13 protein-coding genes are annotated in these 21946 nt (G+C 76.3%); 3 read left to right on the top strand and 10 right to left on the bottom strand.

Annotated elements, in window-relative coordinates; translation table 11 throughout:
• Window positions 1-1042: 1042 nt before the first annotated feature.
• The 3 genes from AMK13_RS04675 to AMK13_RS04665 form a co-directional block, all read right to left on the bottom strand.
• Window positions 1043-2698 (bottom strand): serine/threonine-protein kinase, encoded by a 1656-nt coding sequence (locus AMK13_RS04675; protein ID WP_274538667.1) that lies wholly within the window; start codon window positions 2696-2698, stop codon window positions 1043-1045.
• Window positions 2695-3360 (bottom strand): hypothetical protein, encoded by a 666-nt coding sequence (locus AMK13_RS04670; protein ID WP_143204484.1) that lies wholly within the window; start codon window positions 3358-3360, stop codon window positions 2695-2697. The genes AMK13_RS04675 and AMK13_RS04670 overlap by 4 nt, the downstream gene beginning before the upstream one ends.
• Before the next feature lie 304 nt (window positions 3361-3664).
• A complete protein-coding gene (locus AMK13_RS04665; RefSeq protein ID WP_241852758.1) occupies window positions 3665-5830 on the bottom strand; it encodes an N-6 DNA methylase in 2166 nt (721 codons plus the stop codon).
• 243 nt (window positions 5831-6073) lie between these two features.
• On the opposite strand from AMK13_RS04665, the gene AMK13_RS04660 reads away from it, so the two are divergent.
• Window positions 6074-6664, top strand: coding sequence for a DUF4352 domain-containing protein (locus tag AMK13_RS04660; RefSeq protein WP_079271853.1), 591 nt, complete (start codon window positions 6074-6076; stop codon window positions 6662-6664).
• A 126-nt stretch (window positions 6665-6790) separates the two neighbouring features.
• On the opposite strand, the gene mfd is transcribed toward AMK13_RS04660, so the two are convergent.
• The 6 genes from mfd to AMK13_RS04630 form a co-directional block, all read right to left on the bottom strand.
• On the bottom strand, window positions 6791-10420 hold the full coding sequence (mfd, locus tag AMK13_RS04655) for a transcription-repair coupling factor (RefSeq protein WP_074001293.1): 3630 nt from the start codon (window positions 10418-10420) through the stop codon (window positions 6791-6793).
• A gap of 743 nt (window positions 10421-11163) precedes the next feature.
• Window positions 11164-12528 (bottom strand): hypothetical protein, encoded by a 1365-nt coding sequence (locus tag AMK13_RS04650; RefSeq protein WP_074001292.1) that lies wholly within the window; start codon window positions 12526-12528, stop codon window positions 11164-11166.
• A 265-nt stretch (window positions 12529-12793) separates the two neighbouring features.
• A complete protein-coding gene (locus AMK13_RS04645; RefSeq protein WP_074001291.1) occupies window positions 12794-15484 on the bottom strand; it encodes an SUKH-4 family immunity protein in 2691 nt (896 codons plus the stop codon).
• A gap of 103 nt (window positions 15485-15587) precedes the next feature.
• Window positions 15588-16589 carry an SMI1/KNR4 family protein gene (locus AMK13_RS04640; RefSeq protein ID WP_049660184.1) on the bottom strand — a complete coding sequence of 334 codons (1002 nt, stop codon included), beginning with the start codon at window positions 16587-16589 and terminating at the stop codon, window positions 15588-15590.
• 138 nt (window positions 16590-16727) lie between these two features.
• Window positions 16728-17918: a DegT/DnrJ/EryC1/StrS family aminotransferase gene (locus tag AMK13_RS04635; protein WP_274538666.1), complete on the bottom strand. Its 1191-nt coding sequence runs from the start codon at window positions 17916-17918 to the stop codon at window positions 16728-16730.
• Window positions 17915-19075 (bottom strand): Gfo/Idh/MocA family protein, encoded by a 1161-nt coding sequence (locus AMK13_RS04630; protein WP_079271916.1) that lies wholly within the window; start codon window positions 19073-19075, stop codon window positions 17915-17917. The genes AMK13_RS04635 and AMK13_RS04630 overlap by 4 nt, the downstream gene beginning before the upstream one ends.
• A gap of 387 nt (window positions 19076-19462) precedes the next feature.
• Between AMK13_RS04630 and AMK13_RS04625 the strand changes: the two genes are divergently transcribed.
• Entirely contained in the window at window positions 19463-19924 is a 462-nt protein-coding gene (locus AMK13_RS04625; protein WP_049653632.1) for a YwqJ-related putative deaminase, read from the top strand.
• A gap of 76 nt (window positions 19925-20000) precedes the next feature.
• Window positions 20001-20528 (top strand): SUKH-3 domain-containing protein, encoded by a 528-nt coding sequence (locus AMK13_RS04620; RefSeq protein WP_049653631.1) that lies wholly within the window; start codon window positions 20001-20003, stop codon window positions 20526-20528.
• A 67-nt stretch (window positions 20529-20595) separates the two neighbouring features.
• On the opposite strand, the gene AMK13_RS04615 is transcribed toward AMK13_RS04620, so the two are convergent.
• Window positions 20596-21864 carry a sensor histidine kinase gene (locus tag AMK13_RS04615; RefSeq protein ID WP_049653628.1) on the bottom strand — a complete coding sequence of 423 codons (1269 nt, stop codon included), beginning with the start codon at window positions 21862-21864 and terminating at the stop codon, window positions 20596-20598.
• Window positions 21865-21946 lie beyond the last annotated feature (82 nt).

Genomic DNA, 21946 nt, shown 5'->3' with positions numbered 1-21946 from the left:
GACCGGACCCGACCCCCGTGCGGGCCATCGCGACGAACCCAACGATGCGAGCCGCCGGTCGGTATGACGCTCCTGACCACCAGCCGCCACATGCCGCTCCGAGCCCCGCACGGCACGGCACGGCCGACCGGACCCGCTCCCGTTGCGGGCCGCCACGGTTGGCCCGCCGATGCGAGCCGTCGATCGCCGCCCGCGACCGGTCCACGTCACCGGCATGGTGCCGCCCGGTGGGCAGCCGCTGCGGCGGCCGCTCCCCCGTCCCAGTGCGTGCCAGTCCCGAAGCCGCGCTCCTGCGGCAGACGGCTCCGGTCGTCCAACGGCGGGCGGCCGGATCCCTGGAGGCGCCGCCGCACCAGCGGCGGCTCGGTCCTGCCCCACAGGTTGTCCGGCACCGACCACGGCGGTCTCCTTCCCACGGCCTGCCCAATGCCCCGCTCGCTCAGCGGCGGGGCGGGTGCCAGGGGCGGCGGCGAGAGTACGGGTGAAGCGGTCCCCTCCCCACAGCCCGCCCGACACCCCGCCCCCTCAGCGGCGGGATGGGAGCCAGGGGGCGGCGGTGAGGGTGAGGGTGGAACGGTCTCCTCCCCACGGCCTGCCCGATGCCCCGCCCCTCAGGGACGGAATGGGGGCCAAGGGGCGGCGGTCGGGGTGAGGGTGGCGCGGTCTCCTCCCCTTACCTGCCCGATGCCCCGCTCGCTCAGCGGCGGGGCGGGGCCGGGGAGTGGCAGTGAGTGTGAGGACGAATCAGTCCCCTCCCCACAGCCCGGCCGACGCCGCGCCCCCTCGGTGACGGGGCGCGGTCCAGGAAGCGGCGGTGAAAGTGAGGGTGAAGCGGTCCCCACCCCACGGCCCGCCCGACGAGCCACCGCCTCGGCGGCGGGATGGGAGCCAGGGGCGGCGGTGGGAGTGGGGGTGGAACGGTCTCCTCTCCACGGCCTGCCCGATGCCCCGCCCCTCAGGGACGGCATGGGGGCCAAGGGGCGGCGGTGGGGGTGAGGGCGAAGCGGTGTCCTCCCCTCGGCCCACCCGACGAGCCACCGCCTCAGAGGCGGGGTGGGGGCCAGGGGGTGGCGGTGGGGGTGAGGGTGGAGAGGGATTGGCGGAGGCGGCGGACGGTGGGGTGGTGGGGGCCGTCGCGGCGTTCGCGTTCGAGGAGGAGGGGGAGGAGCCACTGCCAGGCGTTCTGGGGGTCTCCGGTGGCGGCGAGGTGGAGGCCGATGCGTTCGCGGAGGTCGTAGCCGCGCTCGGGGTCGGTGTCGAGGCCGGATTCGAGGCGGGTGGTGTGGGCGGTGAGGAGGGCCTGGTACTCGGCGAGGGCTTCGGGGCCGTGGCCGAGCCGGTCGAGGCAGATGGCGGCGCGGTAGCGGTGGTCGAGGCCCTGGGGTCCGTGCGGGCCGCCGTCGGCGGTGGCGGCGAGGCGGCGGTACTCGGGGAGGGCCTGCTGGGGGTGGCCCTCGTGCAGGAGGGTGCGGGCGTAGATGCTGCGGATGGTGCGCACCAGGGGTGCGGCGTCGCCGAGTTCGGCCTCGGCCCGGGGCAGCAGGCGGGCGGCGAGGCCGAGTACCTCGGTGTGGCGGCCGGCGTCGACCAGGTCGGAGAGCCGGGCGCACTCGGCGCCGAGGTCCGGGCCCGCGGGGACGGGGGCAGGCGTCGGAGGGGTTGAAGGCGCGGGCGGGATGAGGAAGGGTCGCGGCTCGGAGCGCACCACCGACGGCGGGGCGGCCGGGGCAACCGGGGCGGCCGCCTCGGCCGGCGGCTGCGGCTGGTGCGGGTAGCGGAAGGGCCGGGCCGGGTCCGGCAGCGGGGTGTAGCGGGGCTGCGGGGCGCCGTCGGCCGGGGGCAGCAGCGGGAGCAGCCGCGCGTAGACGGTCCGGGCGTCGGCCGGGCGGTCGGCGGGCTGCTTGGCGAGCAGGTCGAGCACCAGCTGTTCCAGCGGCTGCGGCACCTCGGGGCGCAACTCCCGCAGCGGGACGGGCGGTTCGTCGACGTGCCGGCGCAGGACGCCGAGCGCGGTGGGGGCCCGGAACGGCTCCTCCCCGGCCAGCATCTCGTGCAGCAGGCAGCCGAGTGCGTAGAGGTCGCTGCGCGGGTCGGTGGTCGCGGCGAGGGCCTGTTCGGGGGCCATGTAGGAGGGGCTGCCGACGGGCACGCCGGTGAGGGTGAGCCGGGTGGTCTCGGTGTCGAGGGCGGTGGCGATACCGAGGTCGAGCAGGACGGTGCGGCCGTCCTCGCGGACCATGACGTTGCTCGGCTTGAGGTCGCGGTGGACCACCGGGATGGCGTGGACGGCGGCCAGCGCGGTGCACAGCTGCGCGGCGACGGCCGCCGCGCGCTCGATCGGGAAGGGCGCGTCCTCGGCGATGAGGTCGGCCAGGCTGACGCCGGGGATGCGCTGCATGACGAGGTAGAGCTCGCCCTCGTCCTCGCCCGCGTCGAAGACGGTGACCAGCCCGGGGTGGTCGAGCGCGGCCGTGACCCGGCACTCGCGCAGGAAGCGGCGGCGCAACTCGTCACCGTGGCGGGCCCGTTCGCCGCCGGAGCCGGTCCCGCCGGGGACCAGGTGCTCGGGGCGGAGCAGCTTGACCGCGACCGGGCGGTACAGCCGTTCGTCCTGGCCGGCCCAGACCTGGCCCATGCCGCCGTGGCCGATCTTCTCGGTGAGCCGGTAGCGGCCGGCGATCAGCCGGGTGGCGGTCACGGCCGGTCCTCGCGGGCCTGGCGGCGCAGCAACTCGCCCAGCTCGCGCAGGTCGTGGGCGGTCTCGGGGGCCGGGGTCACCGGGCCCTGGGCGGCGGGAGCGGGTACGCCGTACCCCGGTACGGTCGCCGCGTACGGCGAGACGTCGGGCACCGCGTACGGCGAAACGGCCTGCGGTACGCCCGGCGGTACGGCCTGCGGCGCCGGCCGCCCGGCCAGCCAGACCGCGCGGCTGTCCATCACCAGGAAGTGCGCTGTCGGCAGGAGCCAGAGCACGGCCAGGGTGATCGAGCCGGTGGTGTCGGCGGCCGGATTCTTCAGGGTGCCCGCGATTCCGGCGGAGACGATCATGGTGAGCAGCAGCGCGCAGAACACCGCCGCGCCGAGGATGTCGTACGCCCGTCGGCGCCGGACCGCCAGCAGCAGCGAGGGGACGGCCCCGAGCAGACCGAAGGTGAGCAGCGGGGCCAGCGCGCAGAGCACCCGCGCGACCACCCCGAACCGCCCGGGCACCGGAGCCTGTCCGGCCACCATCGCCGGCCGGGGCAGCCCACCCGGCCGTCCGCCCGGCACCGTGCCCGGCGCGTACCCCGGCCCCGGCCCCGGCCCGTACGGCGTTCCGCCGGGCGGCGGTCCGAACTGCCCGGGGTACTGCCCTGACATGCGCGCTCCTGAGCTGGTGAGGACCGGCACCGACGGACGGTGCGAACGGCTGCGCCCACCGTACCGCCAGGCCCGGTCGCCCCGGAGGGCTTCCGTCCGCCTGCTGCCGCATTGGTATCACGCCGGTACCGCGCCGGTACTGAGCCGTGGTCACCTCCGGAACGGACCCCGCCCCACCCTCGGCCACCGCCGTCCACCAGAGCGGATACGACGCCGACCCGAGGACGGGCCCCGGGGCGGGACCGGTCGTCCACGTCGGAGCCGCACGCCGCCTCGGGGTGCGTGCACCGCTGGGAGGTGTGCCCTACTCCGGCGGCGCCAGGGCGCCGGTCGCCAGGGCGTCGGTGGCGGCCCGGGCGAGGCCGCGGCCGAGGGCGGCGGCCTGGGTGAGGGCGGCGTCGAAGGCGGCGAGGCGGGCGAAGGCGGTGCCGAGGCGGTGCTGGGCGGGGAGGGGGAGGCGGGGCAGTTCGACGCGGCGGATGTCGAGGCGGGCGGTGGTGGTGGCGTGGCTGGCGGCGCGTCGGGTGCCGGCGGTGGAGCGGAACTGGCCGGCCAGGAACTCGGGGTCGAGGGCGGCGGGGTCGGGCCGCAGGAGGTGGAGTTGGCGGCCGAGGGCGGCGCCGACCAGCGGGCCCTCGGCGGGGACGACCCGGGCGGTGCCGCCGCCGAGGGCGGGGACCAGGACGTCGCCGGGGCGGGTGCGGACGTCCCCGGCCGGGCCGGGGCCGGTGGCGAGGACGGCGCTGGGGGCGGCTCCGGTGGCGAGGTCCTGGTCGGTGACGACGGGGGTGCCGCCCGAACCGGCCGGCCGGGTGGCGGCGCCGGTGCCGGAGGAGTACACCTCCAGCACGCCGCCGCGGACCAGCTCGCCGATGGTGACCACCCCGACGGGCGCGGCACCGGAGGCGCCGTCGGTCGCGGCGCCCGGCCGCGGCAGCAGCGTGACCGGGTCGGGCAGGTCGGCCAGCAGTTCGGCGAGCCGGCCGCCGAGGTGGGAGAGTTCGGCCGCGCCGCCGAGCGGGGCGGCGGGCGGGACGTGCCGGGCCGGGGAGAGGTCGGTCTCGTCGTCGAGCAGGTCGATGGCGGCCATCACCCGGTGGACGCCGGGGCGGTCGGCGGGGACGGGCAGGCCCTCGCGCGCGGCGAGGTCGAAGCCGCGCCAGGCGTCCAGGATGGTGCGGCGCAGCCCGGTCCAGTCGACCTTGTCCCGGCCCCCCTCGGCGGCCTGCGCCCCGGCGGCCCCGCCCGGTCCGGTAGGTGCCGGGCCGGAGGCCGACGCCCCGGCGTCCAGCATCAGCACCTGTCGGAAGTCGCTTCCCGGCAGGGGCGCGCGCAGCACCCACAGGTGCAGCGGGACGCCGTACGGCGGGGCGGCGCCGGCCGGCAGCGCGATGACGGCCCGCAGCGCGCCGGAGCGGAGCAGTTCGGCCCGGATGCGGCGGCCGGCCCGGCGGGCGGCGACGGTCGGCGGGAGCAGCAGCGCGGCGAGGCCGCCGGGGCGGGTGTGGGCGAGGCAGTGCAGCACCCAGGCGAGTTCGGACTCGCCGCGCGGCGGGACGAGCCCGCCGGGCCAGCGGGTGTCGTACTGCAGCTCGTCGTGGCCCCAGTCGCGCTCGTTGTACGGGGGCTGGCAGAGCACCGCCTCGAAGGTGTCGCCGGGGAAGCCGTCGGCGCGCAGGGCGTCGCCGGCCCGCAGGTCGAGCGGCAGCGGGCCGGGCTCGTCGGCGGGGGTGTGCAGGGCGATCCGGAGCCGGGCGAGGGCGGCGGCGACCGGGTCGGCGTCCTGGCCGTAGCGGCCGGTGGTCGGCGGGTGGGCGAGCAGGACGGAGCCGAGGCCGACGGCCGGGTCGAGCACGGTGGCGGGGACGCCGGCGACGGCGGCGAGCAGCTCGGCGGCCTCCGGCGGGGTGGGGCTGAGCTGGCGGGTGTTGGCCTCGGCGTACCGGGTGAGCAGCTGCTCGTACGCGCCGACCGGGCCGGCCTGGGCGGCGAGTTCGGCGAGCAGCCGGGCGAGGTCCAGCTGGGTGCTGCCGAGCAGGCCGGGGAGGCCGAGGGTGCGGGCGCCGTCCGGGCCGAAGGCGTGCACGGCGGTGCCGGCGACGGCCCGGGGCAGTGCGAGGGCGAGCCGGGTGTCGGGCCGGTCGGCGAGTTCGGCCCACTGTCCGGGCTCGCGGTGCAGCAGCAGGAGCAGAGCGCCCGCCTCGACCAGCGGGGCGGCGGGGTGGCCGGCCGGGTCGCGGAGGGTGTCGACGAGCTGCCAGACCCGCTCCAGCAGCGGGAGTTCGGCGATCTTGCCCTGGGCGCGCAGCCAGGACTCGACCTCGGCGAGCGCGAAGGCCGGGCTGGCGTCGGTGCCGCCGACCGGGCGCGGGAAGTCGGGGTGGCGGCGGCGCCAGTTGCTGACCGCGGCCCGGCCGACGCCGGCCAGCCGGGCGATCTCGGCGGCGGTCACTTCGGGACGGTCCGGCACGGGGGCTCCTTCGGTGGGGCTGCGACCGCACTGCGGGCGGGGGCTGGGCGCCGGGCCGGGGGTGGGCGGCTCGGGGCTGTGACCGCACAGCATAGCGACGGGCCCCTCGATCCCAGTTCACATGTGAACAGAGCTCTTTTGTGAAATCGCATTGACATGATTCACGCCCGAGTGGTGTGATCTCTCCGTCGCCACCGAACGGGGGCGGCGCCAGGAAGACCACCGATCACCGGGAGAACACCCATGTCCGCGACCCCCCGCCGCCGCACCGCCTCCCTGCTGCTGGGCGCCGCCCTGATCACGCTCACCGCGACGGCGTGCAACTCCACCGGCGGCCCGTCCGTCGCCACCGAGCCCAAGCAGAGCGCCGCCGCGAGCGCGCCCGCCGGCGGCGGCAAGCCGGCCGACGCCCCCAAGGTGGCGCAGGTCGGCGACACCATCCCGCTCAAGGGCAACGACCCGGCCGACACCGCCGAGGTGACGCTGGTGAAGGTGGTCGACAACGCCGAGGCCGACAACGAGTACGTCCACCCGGCCGACGGCAAGCGCTTCGTCGCGGTCCAGTTCCGGATCAAGGCCAGCGGCAAGAAGGCCTACAGCGACGCCCCGGGCAACGGCGCCAAGGTGCTGGACGCCCAGGGCCAGTCCTTCGGCACCACGGTCGCCGACACCAAGGCCGGCCCGAGCTTCCAGGTCCCGGCCACCATCGCTCCCGGCGAGAGCGCCCTCGGCTTCGTCACCTTCGAGGTCCCGAAGGACGTCAAGCTCGACAAGGCCCAGTTCGGCCTGGACAGCGGCTTCGCCCCGCAGACCGGCCAGTGGAAGATCGGCTGACAGCCCTGTTCACAGCCGCAGCCCCGCCCCGCCCCACCCGGAGGGACGGACGGACAGCCAGGCAGACACGAAACGGCGGCCCCGGGCAGAGCCCGAGACCGCCGTGGACCACCCGAGGGGCGGACGCTACTTCTTCGCCCCCGCCAGGTCGTCGAACATCGCCGACAGGAACTCGCTGCACCAGCCCAGCAGCTCCCGCCCGACCAGCGGCTTGCCGCCGATCCGCCCGGTGCTCGGGCGCGGCACCAGCAGCTGCTGGGCCGCCGCCTTCACCTGGCTGCGCGGGTAGAGCCGGTTCAGCCGCAGCTGCTGGGACTCCCGCAGCTCCACCGGCCCGAAGCGGACGTTGGAGCCCTGGAGGGTGATGTCCGAGATCCCGCACCGCCGGGCGTACAGCCGCAGCGCCGCGACCAGCAGCAGGTTCTCCACCGGCTCGGGCAGCTTGCCGTAGCGGTCCACCAGCTCGTCCCGGACCTGCTGGATGTCCTCCTCCGAGTTGACCGCGGCGATCGAGCGGTACGCCTGCAGCCGCAGCCGCTCGCCGGGCGCGTAGTCGTGCGGCACGTGGGCGTCGACCGGCAGCTCGATCTTCACCTCCAGCGGCTCCTCCTCCGCCTCCCCGCCGCCGGCCAGCGACTCGCGGAACTCCGCCACCGCCTCGCCGACCATCCGCATGTAGAGGTCGAAGCCGACGCCCGCGATGTGCCCGGACTGCTCGCCGCCGAGCAGGTTGCCCGCGCCGCGGATCTCCAGGTCCTTCATCGCGACGTACATGCCCGCGCCCATCTCGGTGTGCTGGGCGATGGTGGCCAGCCGCTCGTGCGCGGTCTCGGTGAGCGGCTTCTCCGGCGGGTACAGCATGTACGCGTAGCCGCGCTCGCGGCCTCGGCCGACCCGGCCGCGCAGCTGGTGCAGCTGGGAGAGGCCGAAGGTGTCGCCGCGCTCCACGATCAGGGTGTTGGCGTTGGAGATGTCGATGCCGGACTCCACGATCGTGGTCGACACCAGGACGTCGAACTCCTTCTCCCAGAAGTCGACGACGACCTTCTCCAGCTGGGTCTCCCCCATCTGCCCGTGCGCGGTGGCGATCCGCGCCTCGGGCACCAGGTCCTTCAGCCGGGCGGCCGCCTTGTCGATCGACTCCACCCGGTTGTGGATGTAGAACACCTGGCCCTCGCGCAGGAGTTCACGCCGGATCGCGGCCGAGATCTGCTTCTCGTCGTACGGCCCGACGAAGGTCAGCACCGGGTGCCGCTCCTCCGGCGGGGTGGTGATGGTGGACATCTCGCGGATGCCGGTGACCGCCATCTCCAGGGTGCGCGGGATCGGGGTCGCGGACATGGTGAGCACGTCCACGTTGGCGCGCAGCTTCTTCAGCTGCTCCTTGTGCTCGACGCCGAAGCGCTGCTCCTCGTCGACGATGACCAGGCCGAGGTCCTTGAACCTGGTCTCGGAGGAGAACAGCCGGTGGGTGCCGATGACGACGTCCACCGAGCCCTCGAACAGCCCCTCCAGGACGGCCTTGGCCTCGCTGTCGGTCTGGAAGCGGGACAGCGCCTTCACCGTCACCGGGAAGTTGGCGTAGCGCTCGGCGAAGGTCGAGAAGTGCTGCTGCACCAGCAGCGTGGTCGGCACCAGCACCGCCACCTGCTTGCCGTCCTGGACGGCCTTGAACGCGGCCCGCACCGCGATCTCGGTCTTGCCGTAGCCGACGTCGCCGCAGATCAGCCGGTCCATCGGGACGGACTTCTCCATGTCGGACTTGACCTCGGCGATGGTGGTCAGCTGGTCGGGCGTCTCCGCGTACGGGAAGGCGTCCTCCAGCTCGCGCTGCCACGGGGTGTCCGGGCCGAAGGTGTGGCCGGGGGCGGCCATCCGGGCCGAGTACAGCTTGATCAGGTCAGCGGCGATCTCCTTGACCGCCTTCTTGGCCCGCTGCTTGGTCTTCGCCCAGTCCGCGCCGCCGAGCCGGTGCAGCGTCGGGGCCTCGCCGCCGACGTACTTGGTGACCTGGTCGAGCTGGTCGGTCGGCACGAACAGCCGGTCGCCGGGGTGGCCGCGCTTGGCCGGGGCGTACTCCAGCACCAGGTACTCGCGGGTGGCACCCTGGACGGTGCGCTGCACCATCTCGACGTACTTGCCGACGCCGTGCGCCTCGTGGACGACGTAGTCGCCGGCCACCAGCGCCAGCGGGTCGATCGCGTTGCGGCGGCGCGAGGGCATCCGGCGCATGTCCTTGGTGGAGGACTTCTGACCGGACAGGTCGGTCTCGGTGATGACCGTGAGCTTCAGGTCCTCGTCGACGAAGCCGTGCTCGATCGAGCCGCAGGAGACGTGGACGACGTCCCGGGTGGGCGCCTCGGCGAGGTCGGCGACGAGGCGGGCCGGGATGCCCTCGTTGCCCAGCACCTCGGCGAGCCGGGAGGCCGGTCCGTGGCCCTCGGTCACCATGACGACCCGCCAGTCGGCGGCCAGCCGCTCCTTGGCGTCGGCGATCGCCCGGGCGGTGTCGCCCCGGTAGGCCTCGACGGCGTGCATGCCGAGGGTCAGCGTGTTGGCGTCGAACTCCAGGATGCCGTCGACGGTCGACTCGCTGGTCGCGAACGGGCTGACCGACCACCAGGGCAGCCCGATCTCGGCGGCGTGCTCGCGCACCTCGGCGAGCGAGCGCAGCGAGGCGGCGGAGACGTCGATGGCCTCCAGGTCGATCGGCCGGTCCCCGCCCGCCGCGGCCGCGACCCAGGACGCGTGCAGGAACTCCTGGCTGGTCGCGACCAGGTCGGCGGCCCGGGTGCGGACGCGCTCCGGGTCGCAGACCACCGTGACGGAGCCGAGCGGCAGCACGTCCAGCAGCAGCTCCATGTCGTCCACCAGCACCGGCGCCAGCGACTCCATGCCCTCGACCGCGATCCCCTCGGCGATCCGGTCGAGGATCTCGGCCAGCCCGGGGTGCTCGGCGGCCAGCTCGGCGGCCCGGGCCCGCACCTCGTCGGTGAGCAGCAGCTCCCGGCAGGGCGGCGCCCACAGGCCGTGCTCGGCGATCTCCAGCGAGCGCTGGTCGGCGACCTTGAAGTACCGGACCTCCTCGACCTCGTCGCCCCAGAACTCCACCCGCAGCGGGTGCTCCTCGGTCGGCGGGAAGACGTCCAGGATGCCGCCGCGGACGGCGAACTCGCCGCGCTTCTCGACCAGTTCGACGCGCGCGTAGGCGGCGGCGGAGAGCCGGCGGGCCACCTCCTCCAGGTCGTACGACTCACCGCGCCGGACGGCCACCGGCTCCAGCTCGGCCAGCCCCTTGACCTGCGGCTGGAGCACCGAGCGGACCGGGGCGACGATCACCTGGACCGGCCCGGCCGCCGGGTCGTCCGCCCTCGGGTGCACGATCCGGCGCAGCACGGCCAGCCGGCGCCCGACGGTGTCCGAGCGGGGCGACAGCCGTTCGTGCGGCAGGGTCTCCCAGGCCGGGAACTCGGCGACGGCGTCGGCGGGCAGCAGCGAGCGCAGCGATGCCGCGAGGTCCTCGGCCTCCCGGCCGGTCGCGGTGACGGCGAGCACCGGACGGCCCCGTTCCCCGGCGGCCTGCCCGGCGAGCGCGCGGGCCAGCGCGGCGATGGCGAACGGCCGGGCGGCGGGCGGCCCGACCAGGTCCAGGTGGCGGCGTCCGCCGGCCGCGGCTCCGGTGGCGGTGGCCGCCTCGATGGCCTCGGCGAGCGCCGCGTCCCGCGCGACGACATCGAGCAGTCCGGTCAGACTCATCTGGGGTCTCTTCTTCGTCCCGTGGCTGGTGCTGTCCCGGGGCGGCGAAGGCCCGCCGGGGCAACGCGAACGGCCCGGCACGCCGAGCGGCCGGGGGTCTCCAGCCTACGCCGCGGCACGGACACGCACGCGGTCCACGGCTCCGGCGGGGCCGGACCCAAGCCGGACCGGGGACCGCGCCAGGACCGCGCCGGGGCCGTACCGGGGCCGTACCGGGGCCCGGGGTGTCGGCCCCCGCCCCGGGCCGGCCCCAAGTTTTGTCAGGAACACATCCGGGAACGAACGGCTGGACGGACCACCGGTCCGGCCGGTGGACGAACCGACCGGAACCCGCACCGAACCGGGCACGGCCATCCGCCACGAACTGGACATACTCCTGTCACTGGCCGTCCATGGAGATCGCGCACCATGGTGAACGTGCCCGCCGCACCCAACCGTGGGGGATGGCTGTGGGGGCACTGTCGCACCCCCGATGGGGGTCGGAGGTGCGAGGCCGGGCGGCCCTGGGTGGGGGCGCCCGCCCAAGCGCCGGGAACCGTGGCGCCCTTTCCTGGAGGGCGCCACGGGTCTCGGCCTCTTTCGTTCCCGGGGCCTACCCCGTCGGCCGCCGTCCTATCCCGAACCCGGCCCCCTGTTCCGCCCCCGCCCCCGCCCCGGCACGACCGGCACCCCGGCACGACGAAGGCCCCGGCCCGCCCGGTGGGGGCGGTCGGGGCCTTCGCGGCGCGCGGTCTGGAGCCCGGTCAGCGGCGGTTGTAGCTCACCGTGTGCGGGGTCGCGTAGTCGCTGCCGTCGTCCACGATGATGATCTTCGGGACGATCCGGGTCTCGTCCTCCGACGGCTTCCCGACGCCCTTCTCCACCGCGGCCGTCCCGTCGGCGGTCCCGCCGACCGTCTCCTCGGCGGGCGGCGCGGCCGGCTTCGGCGGCACCGGGCCGGTCGCCACGGGCCCGCCGATGGCCCTGGTGGCACTGCTGCCGACCACCGGCGTCCGCAGCACGGTCGCCGCCCCCTCCCGGGCGGCGGGGGCCTTGGCCCCGGCCGGAGCCGCGGGGGCCAGGGCCTTGCGCAGGTTCGCCACCGGGATCTCCCCGGTGTCCGCCTCCGAGTCCACCGGCGCGGCATCGACGACGGCGTCCGCGACGGCGTCCCGCGGCGCGGGGGTCGTGGCGGCCGCGCCGGAGGCCTGGACGGCCGCGGCGGCCGCGGCCGCCACCTCGGGCTCGATCTGGCCGACCGCCGCCCCGGTGAGCGAGGCCAGCGTGGCCTTGATGTGGTCCAGGTGCTGCTGCACCGTGTCCAGCCGGGTGTCGAACTCGCGCTGCTCGCGCTCGCTCTCCGCGTTGATCTTCTCGGCCTCCCGGCGGGCCTGCTCGATCAGCTGGTCGGCCTTGGCCTGGGCGTCCGTCTCCAGCTGCTTGATCCGGTTCAGCACGGTCTCCCGCTGCTGCTCCGCTTCCTTGACCCGGCGCTCGGCGGTCGCCGAGACCTCGGTGTCCTCGGCGTCGGCCTTGGCCTGGGCGGCGGCGAAGGTCTCGTCGGCCTTGCGGCGCCGGGTGGCCAGCTCGGCCTCGGCCTGCTCGCTGGCCTCGGCGGCGGCCACCCGCACCTTGGCGGCGTAGGCGGTGGCGGTGTCCCGGGCGGAACGGCTCTCCCGGTCGGCGTCGGACCGGATGCCCTCGGCCTCGGCCCGGGTCCGCTCCTCGGTGCGGCGGGCGGCCGCGTCGGCGTCGGTACGGGTCGTGGTGCCGTACTCCTTGGCGGCGCGGTCGGCGGCCTGGCCGGCCTCGTAGACCTCGTCCCGCAGGTCCTCGGCGAAGCGCTCGGCCTTCTCCCGGACGGCGCGCGCCTCGTTCTCGGCCATCGCGGCCAGTCCGGCGGCCTGCTCGCTGAGCACCTGGTAGTCGGGCTCCGGAGCGTCCTCGGCGGTCCGGCGGATGTCGGCCAGTCGGGCCTCCATCTGCCGGATGCCTGCGCCCAGGACGCTCAGCCGCTCCCACGCCTCGTCACGCTGCGCGGTGAGGGCGGCCAGGGCTCGGTCGACCTGCTCGGGCACGTAGCCACGGCGGGCCTGGGTGAAGCCGTACTGGGGGACGGCGTCGCTCATGGGCTCTTCCCCTCGTTTCGCGGGCTGCGGAGCCCATGATCGGACGGAACGGACGGATCCGGAACCGGTTCGGAGGCCGGGGCCGGATTCCGCCGTCGTACGGACCGGAATGTGTCGAGGACCGGACGAATAGACCCATCCTCTTGACCTATTTTGCGCAGATCCGGGCGAAACCCCAACGAGGCACGGCTGCGTCGGCATGCCGAAGGGGTCGTTCCGGACACCGGAACGACCCCTCCCACCTGCGAGGATCAGCGACGACCCGCTACAGCAGGCCGTCCCAGAACTGCTCCAGCAGCACGGCCCACCACGTGTCCGCGTTCTGCAGGGCCGCCGGGTCGATCGCGGCGAGCTGGGCCTGGAAGTCGGTCGTCCATCGACCGGCCTGGTCCGGCGTCAGCCCGTACCGGAGCCGCCACATCCGGCCCAGCAGGGCCAGCGAGCGGACGAACTCCGGTACACCGCTGTTGACGAACCGGGGCGGCTGGCCGGTTCCATCGATGTCCACGGCCACCACGTGCGCGGTGCCGTACTGGACGCACAGCTGGCGGCCGTAGTCGTTGCCCAGCACCAGGTAGCCGCCGAAGTCCGGGCCCGCGGCGAGGCCGCGCTCGGCGGCCAGCTCGGCGAGCGTCGGGATCGGACGGCCCTCCTGCGCCTGCGCCCAGAAGAACGGCCCGAAGTCGCGCGGCAGCCCGGCCCACATCAGGGTCTGGGACACCGGCTCGGGCACGCCCTGGCGGGAGACGGCGCGCTGCTCGTAGCGGAACAGGTTCTGCCCGAAGGCGGCCCCGGTCTCCTGGGCGAGCTGCTGCGGCGGGAGCGGCGGCAGCGCCTGGACCGTCCCCGGCGCGGGCGGCGGCACCCGGAACGGGCGGACCCGCTGGGCGCCGGACGCCAGCTGGTGCAGCTCGTCCAGGTGGTCGAGCAGCTCGGCCATCCCGGCCTGCCGGGAGGCGTGGTCGCGGCCGTACGGGGCGGTGTGGGTGAGCCGGACGTTCGGCCAGGACGCGGCGATCATGCGGTTGCAGTAGCCGCCCGGCAGGTCGCAGGACTCCAGCTCGGTGTAGAGCTCCAGCACCTGCTCCGGCGGCACGTTGAGCCGGCGCAGGTCCTGGAGGATCTTCCACTCCGGGTGCGGGGTGCCGGGCTCGCTGCGGTGCAGCAGCTTCTGCTCCGAGCCGTCCGGGCCCCGGTAGCTGAGCGCGGCGAAGTACCCCGGGCCGACCGCGGGCACGCCCGGCGGCACCGGCGCGGGCGGCGGCGAACCGGGCACCACCGCCGGCGGGACGACCCCGGCGGCGCCGGGCGCGTTCGGGTAGCCGTAGCCGGCCGCGGGCGCGGCGGGGGCCGCCGGACCGCCGGGCGGCGGCGGGACTGCGGGACCGCCGGACGGCGGGGTGCCCGGGTCCGCCGGGGCGCCCAGCAGCGCCGGGTCGATCGCGCCCGCCAGCTGGGTCGCCTCGTACGACGGACCGGACGCGGCCGGGCCGGCGGCCGGCGCGGCCTGCGGGGCCACCGGGGCCTCGCCGCCCCGCAGGCCCGCCGGGGGCGGGGGCGGCGGGGCGGAGGCGGCGCCACGACCACCGGGGTGGGCGGCGGGCGTGCCGGAGCCCGGGGTGTGCTTCAGCCCGGCGGGCGGAGGCGGCGGCGGACCCGAACCCGCACCGCGCCCAAGCCCGGCGGAGGCGGCGGGGCCGGGGGAACCGGCGGGGCCACCGCGCAGCGCGGCCGGCGGGGGCGGCGGCGGACCCGAACCCGCACCACGGCCCAGCCCGCCCTGCGGCGCGGCGGCCTCCGGGGCAGCGGGGACCGGGACGCCGGGGACCGGGGCGCCGGGAGCCGGGACACCGGGGGCCGGGGCGCCCGGGGCCGGAGCGCCGGGCAGGCCGGCGAGGCCGGGCAGGCCGCCGGGCGGGGCCAGCATCGTCGGCGCGTGCTCCACCTGCGGACCACCGGCGGGCGGGGCCACCGGGGCACCCGGCAGGCCCATCAGCCCGGGCATCGCGTCCGGCGAGGCGAGCAGCGTGGGCGCCGGCTCGGCGGCCGGGGCGGGCGCCGGCACTGGCGCCGGTCCCGGGGCCGGCGGCGCGACGGGCGGCGCCGGGGGCTGCGCGGCGGGCGGCTGGGCGGCGGGCGGCGGGACCGGGGGCATGCCGTAGCCGCCACCCGTCGGCGGCATCAGCATGGTCGCGGCCTCGGCACCCGCCGGCGCGGCGGGCTCGGGCAGGTCCGAGCCGGTGGTCCGCAGCCCTTCGGACATCAGGACGGTCGCGGCCTCGCCCTCGACCGGCGGCCGGCCGGGCGCCACGGACGGAACGGGCGCGACCGGAGCCGCGACCGGCGGCACCGGCGCGACGGCCGGCTCGTCGTGCCCGGCCGGCGGCGCGAGCATGGTCGGCGCGTCCCCGGCGGGCCGGTCGGAGACCGGCGGCTCGGTCAGCACGGCCGGCCCGGGCCGCGGCGCCGCGGCGGGCGGCTCCTCGACGGGCGCGACAGCCGGAGCGGGCGCGGCAGCGGCGGCAGCAGCGGCCGGAGCCGTCCCGAGCCGCTCCGCCTCCGCCGCGATCGCCGCGGCCCCCGCCTCCTGGAGCCACTGCGGCGGGCTGAGCAGGAAGGAGGTCGCCTCCACCGGCCCGGGCGCGGGCTTCGCCGCCCCCGCCGGGTTGGCCGCCACCGGCCGCCCGTAGACCTCCTCGTACTGCCGGACCACCTCGTTGACGGGCAGCGCGGGCCAGAGCGTGCTGGCGCCGGAGTCCCGGGCGATCACCAGCCGCGCCTCCCCCGAGCCGCCGCCCGCACCGCCCGAGCCGTCGGCCGGGCCCGTGGGCGCCACCGCCCAGCAGACGAAGCCCAGGTCGAACTCCCGGACCCGCACCTCGCGCTGCTGCGAGCGCGGCACCCCGCCGTTGATCCACTCCTCGGCGAGCTCCTGCGCCTGCGCGTACGTCACCACGCCCGGTTCACCCCTGTCCGCATCCTCTTCGTCCCCCGTTCCACCGCGACCACCTCGGCCACCGACACCACCGCGAGCACCACGAACACCGCGCCCACGCGCCTCAGCCGACCGGGACGGCCCGGGCGAACCCGCCGTCCACCATCAGCTCCGCGACCGTCTCCAGCTCCGGCGGGCTGCCGGCCAGCCGGAGCAGGAAGGCGTCGAAGTCCTCGCCGCAGGGCAGCAGCAGCCGGGCGCAGCGGTCCTCCGGCGCCTCCGGGCCGCCGGCGTCGCGGGCGTCGTCGTACAGGTGGAACCAGACCGAGCCGGTCCGCTCGCCGCGCACCTTGAGCGCGACCAGGCCGCCCTGCGCGTAGGCGATGCCCAGGTAGTCCTTGGTGAGGTGGTCGCGCAGGCACTTGTTGGCGTACACGACGTCGTCGGTGCCGTACTCCTCGGTGAGCGTCAGGAACGGCTGGTCGAGCAGCAGTCCGAGCTCGGTGTCCAGCGCCACGCCGACCGGGGCGCGGCCGCCGCCCAGCTTGAGGAAGGTGCGGTAGGCGTCGGGCAGCCGGTAGCCGAGGCGCTCCTCGGCGCGCTGCACCAGGTCCTCGGGGACGCCGATCGGGTCGCCGCCGTCCCCGGCCAGCGAGAAGTGCACCGGCCGGCGCTCCTGCAGCGGGCGGGTGCCGCGGCGGGTGTGGTCGGCGGCGGAGGTGGCCAGGCCGCCGTGGTGCCGCAGCAGCGCCTTGACCTCGACCGGGACGAGCTCCATCCGCCGCCAGCCGGGGGCGGCCCGGCCGACCGCGTGGTGCCAGGTCCAGCCGGGCGGGGTGGCGACGGCGGTCGGGAGGTCGGCCCAGAGCGGGTGGCCCTGGGTGTAGAGCGCGGCGTTGGCCGAGACGTAGTCGGTCAGCCGCAGTTCGTCCACGCCGAAGCCCGCCGGCGGGTCGGCCACCTCGGCCGCGGCGGCGGCGTACGGACCGAAGTCCGGGAAGCCGTACTCGTCCACCCTGACCCCGGCGGGGTGCCGCTCCGCGCGGACCGGGTCCGGGAACTGCACCACCTGACCTGCGTACGCCGCGTTCGGTGCGGCGGCGACGCCGGGCCGACCTGTCGTCATCTGGGAGCCCCCACTGGCTGCTGCAAAATACGGTGCTTGCTGGGCACCAGCCTAGGGCCTGCCCTCAACCCCCGGTCAGCCAGGCGGACGACGGGCCCCTGCCCCGGAGAGCCCGGAGCGCGGGCAGTGCCCCCGCCGTCACAGCCGCCCGCCCAGCGCCCGCGCCAGCGCCTCGGCCACCCGCAGCTGCCGGGCCTCGGTGAGGTGCGGGTGCAGCGGCAGGCTGAGCAGTTCGCGGGCGGCCCGCTCGGCGACCGGGAACGTCCCCTCGCGGTGGCCGAGGTGACGGAACGCGGGTTGCAGGTGGACCGGCACCGGGTAGTGCACCCCGGCGCCGATCCCGGCGGCGTGCAGCGCGGCCAGCACCGTGTCGCGGTCCCGGCCGGGGCCGATCCGCACCGGGTACAGGTGCCGGACGTGCTCGTTGCCGGGCGCGGTACGGGGCAGGGCGAGTCCGTCCAGCCCGCCCAGCAGCGCGTCGTAGCGGGCGGCGGCGGTCCGGCGGGCGGCGTTCCAGGCGGGCAGCCGGCGCAGTTTGGCGCGCAGCACGACGGCCTGCAGCGCGTCCAGCCGGGAGTTGCAGCCGAACCGTTCGTGCCGGTACCGGTCGCGGGCGCCGTGGTCGCCGGTCAGCCGGACGGCGTCGGCCAGGGCGTCGTCGTCGGTGAGCACCGCCCCGGCGTCGCCGTAGGCGCCGAGGTTCTTGCCCGGGTAGAAGCTGGTGGCCGCGATCCGCCCGTACCAGGTGCGCCCGTGCTGCCGGGCGCCCTGGGACTGCGCCGCGTCCTCCACCACCGGACGGCCGTCGGCCGCCGCCAGCAGCGGGCCCATCGGGGCGAGTTGGCCGAAGAGGTGGACGGGCAGCAGCGCGACCGCGCCGGGCAGCGCGGCGGCGGCCCGTTCCGGGTCCATCAGCAGGTACTCCGGGTCGGCGTCGACGAGCACCGGGCGCAGCCCGGCCCGCAGCACCGCCTCGGCGGTGGCGACGAAGGTGTTGGCGGGCAGCACCACCCCGCCGCCGGGCGGCAGGTCCAGGGCGCGCAGGGCCAGTTCGAGCGCGTCGGTGCCGTTGGCGGCGCCCACGCAGTGCCGGACGCCGACGAAGGCCGCGTACTCCCGCTCGAAGGCGGCCACTTCGGGGCCCTTGACGAAGGCTCCGGAGGCGAGCACCCGGTCGAAGCCGGCCCGCACCTCCTGCGCCACCTCGGCGTGCGCCGCCGCCAGATCGACCAGCGGAACGCCCTCCCCCGCCGCACCGCCGCCCTGGGCCGGAACGCCCACCCCCGCCCCCGCCGCACCGCTCCCCGAACCGTGCACCACCCCGCTCACCGCGCCTCCGCCCCGGCCCGGACCGCCGCGCCCACCGGCACGGTGACCCCGCCGAGTTCGAGGCTGAGCGAGGCCGCCTCCAGCAGCTGCAGCACCCGCACCCCGGCCCGGCCGTCGGTGAGCGGGGCCCGGCCCTCGGTGATGGCGGCGGCGAACTCGGCCATCACGTTGCGCAGCGCCTCCTGCTCGACCAGCGCCGGCGCGACCATCTCGCCGACCCGGTAGGAGATCAGCGCCCGGTGCCGGATCTCGTCGGTGAGCTGGTCGGGCGGGGTGAGGTCGACGCCCCGGTCGTGCACCGCCAGCCGGGCCTGCGGGTTGAGGTCGTCCCAGACCAGGGTGCGCCGCGAGCCGCCGATCAGGGTGGTGCGGACCTTGGTCGGGGAGAGCCAGTTGACGTGGCAGTGCGCGAGCGCGCCGTTGCTGAGCCGGACCGTCAGGTACGCGACGCAGGCGCGGCCGGCCCCGATCGGGTCGGCGCCCTGGGCGGACACCCCGACCGGTTCGACCCCGGGCGGCAGCACGAAGTCCAGGATCGACAGGTCGTGCGGGGCGAGGTCCCACAGCACGTCGACGTCCGGCTGCACCAGGCCGAGGTTGATCCGCACCGAGTCGAAGAACTGGACGTCCCCGATCTCCCCGCCGTGGACCAGCTCGCGGATCCGCCGCACCGCCGGGGTGTAGCAGAAGGTGTGGTCGCACATCAGCACCAGCCCGCGCCGCTCGGCCAGGTCGACCAGCTCCTCGGCCTCGGCGGCGGAGGTGGTGATCGGCTTCTCCACCAGGACGTGCTTGCCGGCCTCCAGCGCCGCCCGCACCAGCGCGTAGTGGGCGCCCGCCGGTGTGGCCACCGCGACCGCGCCGACCCGTTCGTCCGCCAGCACCCGCCGGTAGCTGGCGGTCGCCCCGACGGTGCTGTACTCCCCCAGCACCGCGCGGGCCTTGGCCTCGTCCAGGTCGCACAGCCAGTGCAGCCGCAGCGCCCGGGTCTGCTGCGCGTTGCGGACCAGCTTCGGGCCCCAGTAGCCGGCCCCGACCACGGCCAGCCCGACGGGGCGCTCGGGCACCGGCCGGGGCGGCTCGTCCGGTGCGGGTACGTGGCCGCCGGGTGCCTGGTTGGCGGCCTGCCAGTGGTCGTCCTGCGGTTCCGACGTCATCGCACGGGCCCCTTCGCTCAGCGCCGGGGTGGGCGGCAGGCCCTCCCCGGTGGCCTCAACGTCCGGCGCGGGCACGGGAGTCGGGCCCGCCCGGCGGTTGCTCCGCGCGGTCGGCCGCGTCCCCCTTCGGCTCGCTGCCGGAACGGTACCGGCCGCGTACCGGCCTCCGGGGCCGTTTCGGTAAATCGGCGGACAAGTCGTGACGGACGCGTGCGCGTTCGGCCAGCATCGGGTGACCGCCGGGCCGGTCCGTGGCGCCACCGGCCGCCGCCGCACCCCGGTTGCGCGGTTGTCAGTGCCGTTTGACAGGCTTGCCCCTGAACAGGCTTGCCCCGGACGGGCCCGGTCACTCCGGCCGACACCGGGTTACCAGGAGGAGGACGACGGATGACCACCGGTGAGCCGGCGGGCCCGCCCGTGCTGCGCCACCACCGCGACAGCCTGCTGCCCGCCGTCGCCGCCGCGCTGTCGCTCAAGGGCGGCGAGGTGCACACCCTGGCGGGCGACAAGGACCCGCGCCGCCCGGTGCTGCACCACCTGGTCGCCGATTTCCTGGACGCCCTGCCGACGGAGGCCCGCGAGCGGTTCACCGGCCGCTGCCCGGAGGCCGTCCTGCTCTCCCAGCACCTGGCCGCGGTCGACGGCCGGCGCTCCAAGCGCGCCGCCCGCAAGCCGATGACGCTGCACGAGGCCCGCAAGGCGCTCAAGGGCTCCCGGATGACGACCGTCCGCATCCGCGAGGAGGGGGATCCGGCGCACGGCAGCCACGCCCCGCCCTGCCGCTCCTGCGCTCCGATGCTGGAGCACTTCACCGTGCGCAGCGTCGCCGTCGGCCCGCCCGCGCACTGACCGCCCGCGCACCGGCCGGCCGAGCCGCCGGCACGTCCCCCGTCCCCCAGCCCTGGAGCCCGCCCTGAACCCGCCCATCCCGCCCGCACCGGCCACCCTCTCCCCCGCCGGCGCCCGGACCCGCCCGCGCTTCCCCGCCGACGTCGCCGCCGAGCTCAAGGCGGCCGGCTGGCACCCCGGCCGCTGGCAGATCCGGCAGGCCGAGGAGTGGGCCGACGCCCTGGTCGGGTACGGCGCGCCCACCGGTGTGACGCACGCGGTGTTCCCGGCGGCGGTGGAGGCCTGGGCCGAGTTCGGCGGCCTCGCCTTCGACCTGTCCGGCCCGGGCCGCCAGTTGGCCCGCACGCCGTTCCTGATCGACCCGCTGTGCGGCCTGCACCAGCCGCGCACCCTGCTCGACCTCGGCCGGGCACTGGGCACCCGGCTGGCCCCGCTCGGCGAGGAGGCGTACGGGCAGGCGCTGCTGGCCGTCGACGAGGAGGGCCGGGTCTACAGCCTGGACCACACCGGCGAGTGGTTCCTCGGGCACGGCATCGACCAGGCGGTCTCCGCCCTGGTCCTGGGCACGGCCCCGGAGCGGCTGCGGACCCCGGACGAGTACTGACGAGTACTGACGGGCACCGAGGCGTACGGAGGAGGAGCACCGGGAGCGCCGGAGCGCCGGGCCCGGCTCAGCGCAGCCGCTCGGCCCGCACCGCCAGCCGGGACGGCAGCACCGCCTCGATCCGGAACCCGCCGTCCGCCTCCGGCCCGGAGGAGAACGTGCCGCCCAGCGCGATCACCCGTTCCCGCATCCCGACCAGCCCGTTGCCCCCGCTGGGCAGCTTCGCCGCGCCCCGCTCCCCGCCCGGGCAGGCGTTCACCACGGCCACCCGCACCCCGTTCGGCGCGTACGAGAGCAGGACGGACACCTGGGCGCCGCCCGCGTGCTTGTGCGCGTTGGTCAGGCCCTCCTGGACGACCCGGTAGGCGGTCTGCTCGGCCTCGCCGGTGAACTCCTGCCGGCTGCCGCTGACCGTCAGGGTCACCGCCATCCCGGCCACCCGGGACTGGTCCACCAGCCGCGGCAGCCCGGCCAGCGAGTCCGGCTCCGGCTGCCGCTCGTCGTCCATCCGCAGCACCCCGAGGATCTCGCGCAGTTCGTTCAGCGCCTGCCGGCCGACCTCGCCCATCAGCTTGGCGCTCTGCGCCGCCTTCTCCGGGTCCTTGCCGACGATCCGCTCCAGCGCCCCGGCGTGCACCACCATCAGCGACACCCGGTGCGCCACCACGTCGTGCATCTCCCGGGCGATCCGGGTGCGCTCCTCCAGCCGGGCCCGGCGGGCGCGCTCCTGCGCCTGCTCGGCCAGCAGGTCCAGTTCGGTCTCCAGGCCGTGCGCGCGGTCCTTGAGCGACTCGATCAGCCGCCGCCGCGCGCCGACGTACAGTCCGGTCAGCACCGGGGCGACCGTCAGCCCGACCGCCACCAGCAGCGACAGCAGGATCTGACCCCACAGCGGCGGCGGGTCCACCGGCCCGTCCCCGGGCGTCATCAGCGACACCGCCATCACGGCGGCCGCCTCGGCGAAGGCCAGCGCGGACAGCGCGACCACCCGGCGGCGCCGCGAGGGCCACTCCCAGGTCGACGCCAGCGTGTACAGCGCCACCACCAGCAGCACCACGCCCAGCATTCCCGGCATCACCAGCAGCGTCACCAGCACCGGGACGGCCGGCCAGCGCCGGCGCACCACCAGGGAGCCGCCGGCCAGCGTGCCGAGCACGGCTATCCCGACCGCTCCCGCGGTGCTGACGTGGATCCGGGCGGAGAGGAAGGCGATCGTGCTGGCCGCGCACTCGACCGCGGCGAGCAACGCCAGCCCGATGTCCAGGAAAGCGCTGCGCGGCCGCTTCCACCACAAGAACGACCGGACCGGCACGCGCTCCCCAGGCGAGTTGCTCATGCCCCACAGCGTAAGCGGCAACCCCCTCCCCTCCCCACCGGGATCTCCCCGTACACCCCCCTAGGCCGTCAAGTGGTCCAGA

Source organism: Streptomyces sp. CB02056 (assembly GCF_001905545.1).
Classification (GTDB): Bacteria; Actinomycetota; Actinomycetes; order Streptomycetales; family Streptomycetaceae; genus Kitasatospora.
This window is presented reverse-complemented; position numbering and strand designations above follow the sequence as displayed.

Bases quoted from the DNA above. Each gene is read 5' to 3' on its own strand.
- AMK13_RS04670 (WP_143204484.1), bottom strand. From the start codon at position 3,360: ATGTCAGGGCAGTACCCCGGGCAGTTCGGACCGCCGCCCGGCGGAACG.
- AMK13_RS04660 (WP_079271853.1), top strand. From the start codon at position 6,074: ATGTCCGCGACCCCCCGCCGCCGCACCGCCTCCCTGCTGCTGGGCGCC.
- mfd (WP_074001293.1), bottom strand. From the start codon at position 10,420: ATGAGTCTGACCGGACTGCTCGATGTCGTCGCGCGGGACGCGGCGCTC.
- AMK13_RS04650 (WP_074001292.1), bottom strand. From the start codon at position 12,528: ATGAGCGACGCCGTCCCCCAGTACGGCTTCACCCAGGCCCGCCGTGGC.
- AMK13_RS04640 (WP_049660184.1), bottom strand. From the start codon at position 16,589: ATGACGACAGGTCGGCCCGGCGTCGCCGCCGCACCGAACGCGGCGTAC.
- AMK13_RS04630 (WP_079271916.1), bottom strand. From the start codon at position 19,075: ATGACGTCGGAACCGCAGGACGACCACTGGCAGGCCGCCAACCAGGCA.
- AMK13_RS04625 (WP_049653632.1), top strand. From the start codon at position 19,463: ATGACCACCGGTGAGCCGGCGGGCCCGCCCGTGCTGCGCCACCACCGC.
- AMK13_RS04615 (WP_049653628.1), bottom strand. From the start codon at position 21,864: ATGAGCAACTCGCCTGGGGAGCGCGTGCCGGTCCGGTCGTTCTTGTGG.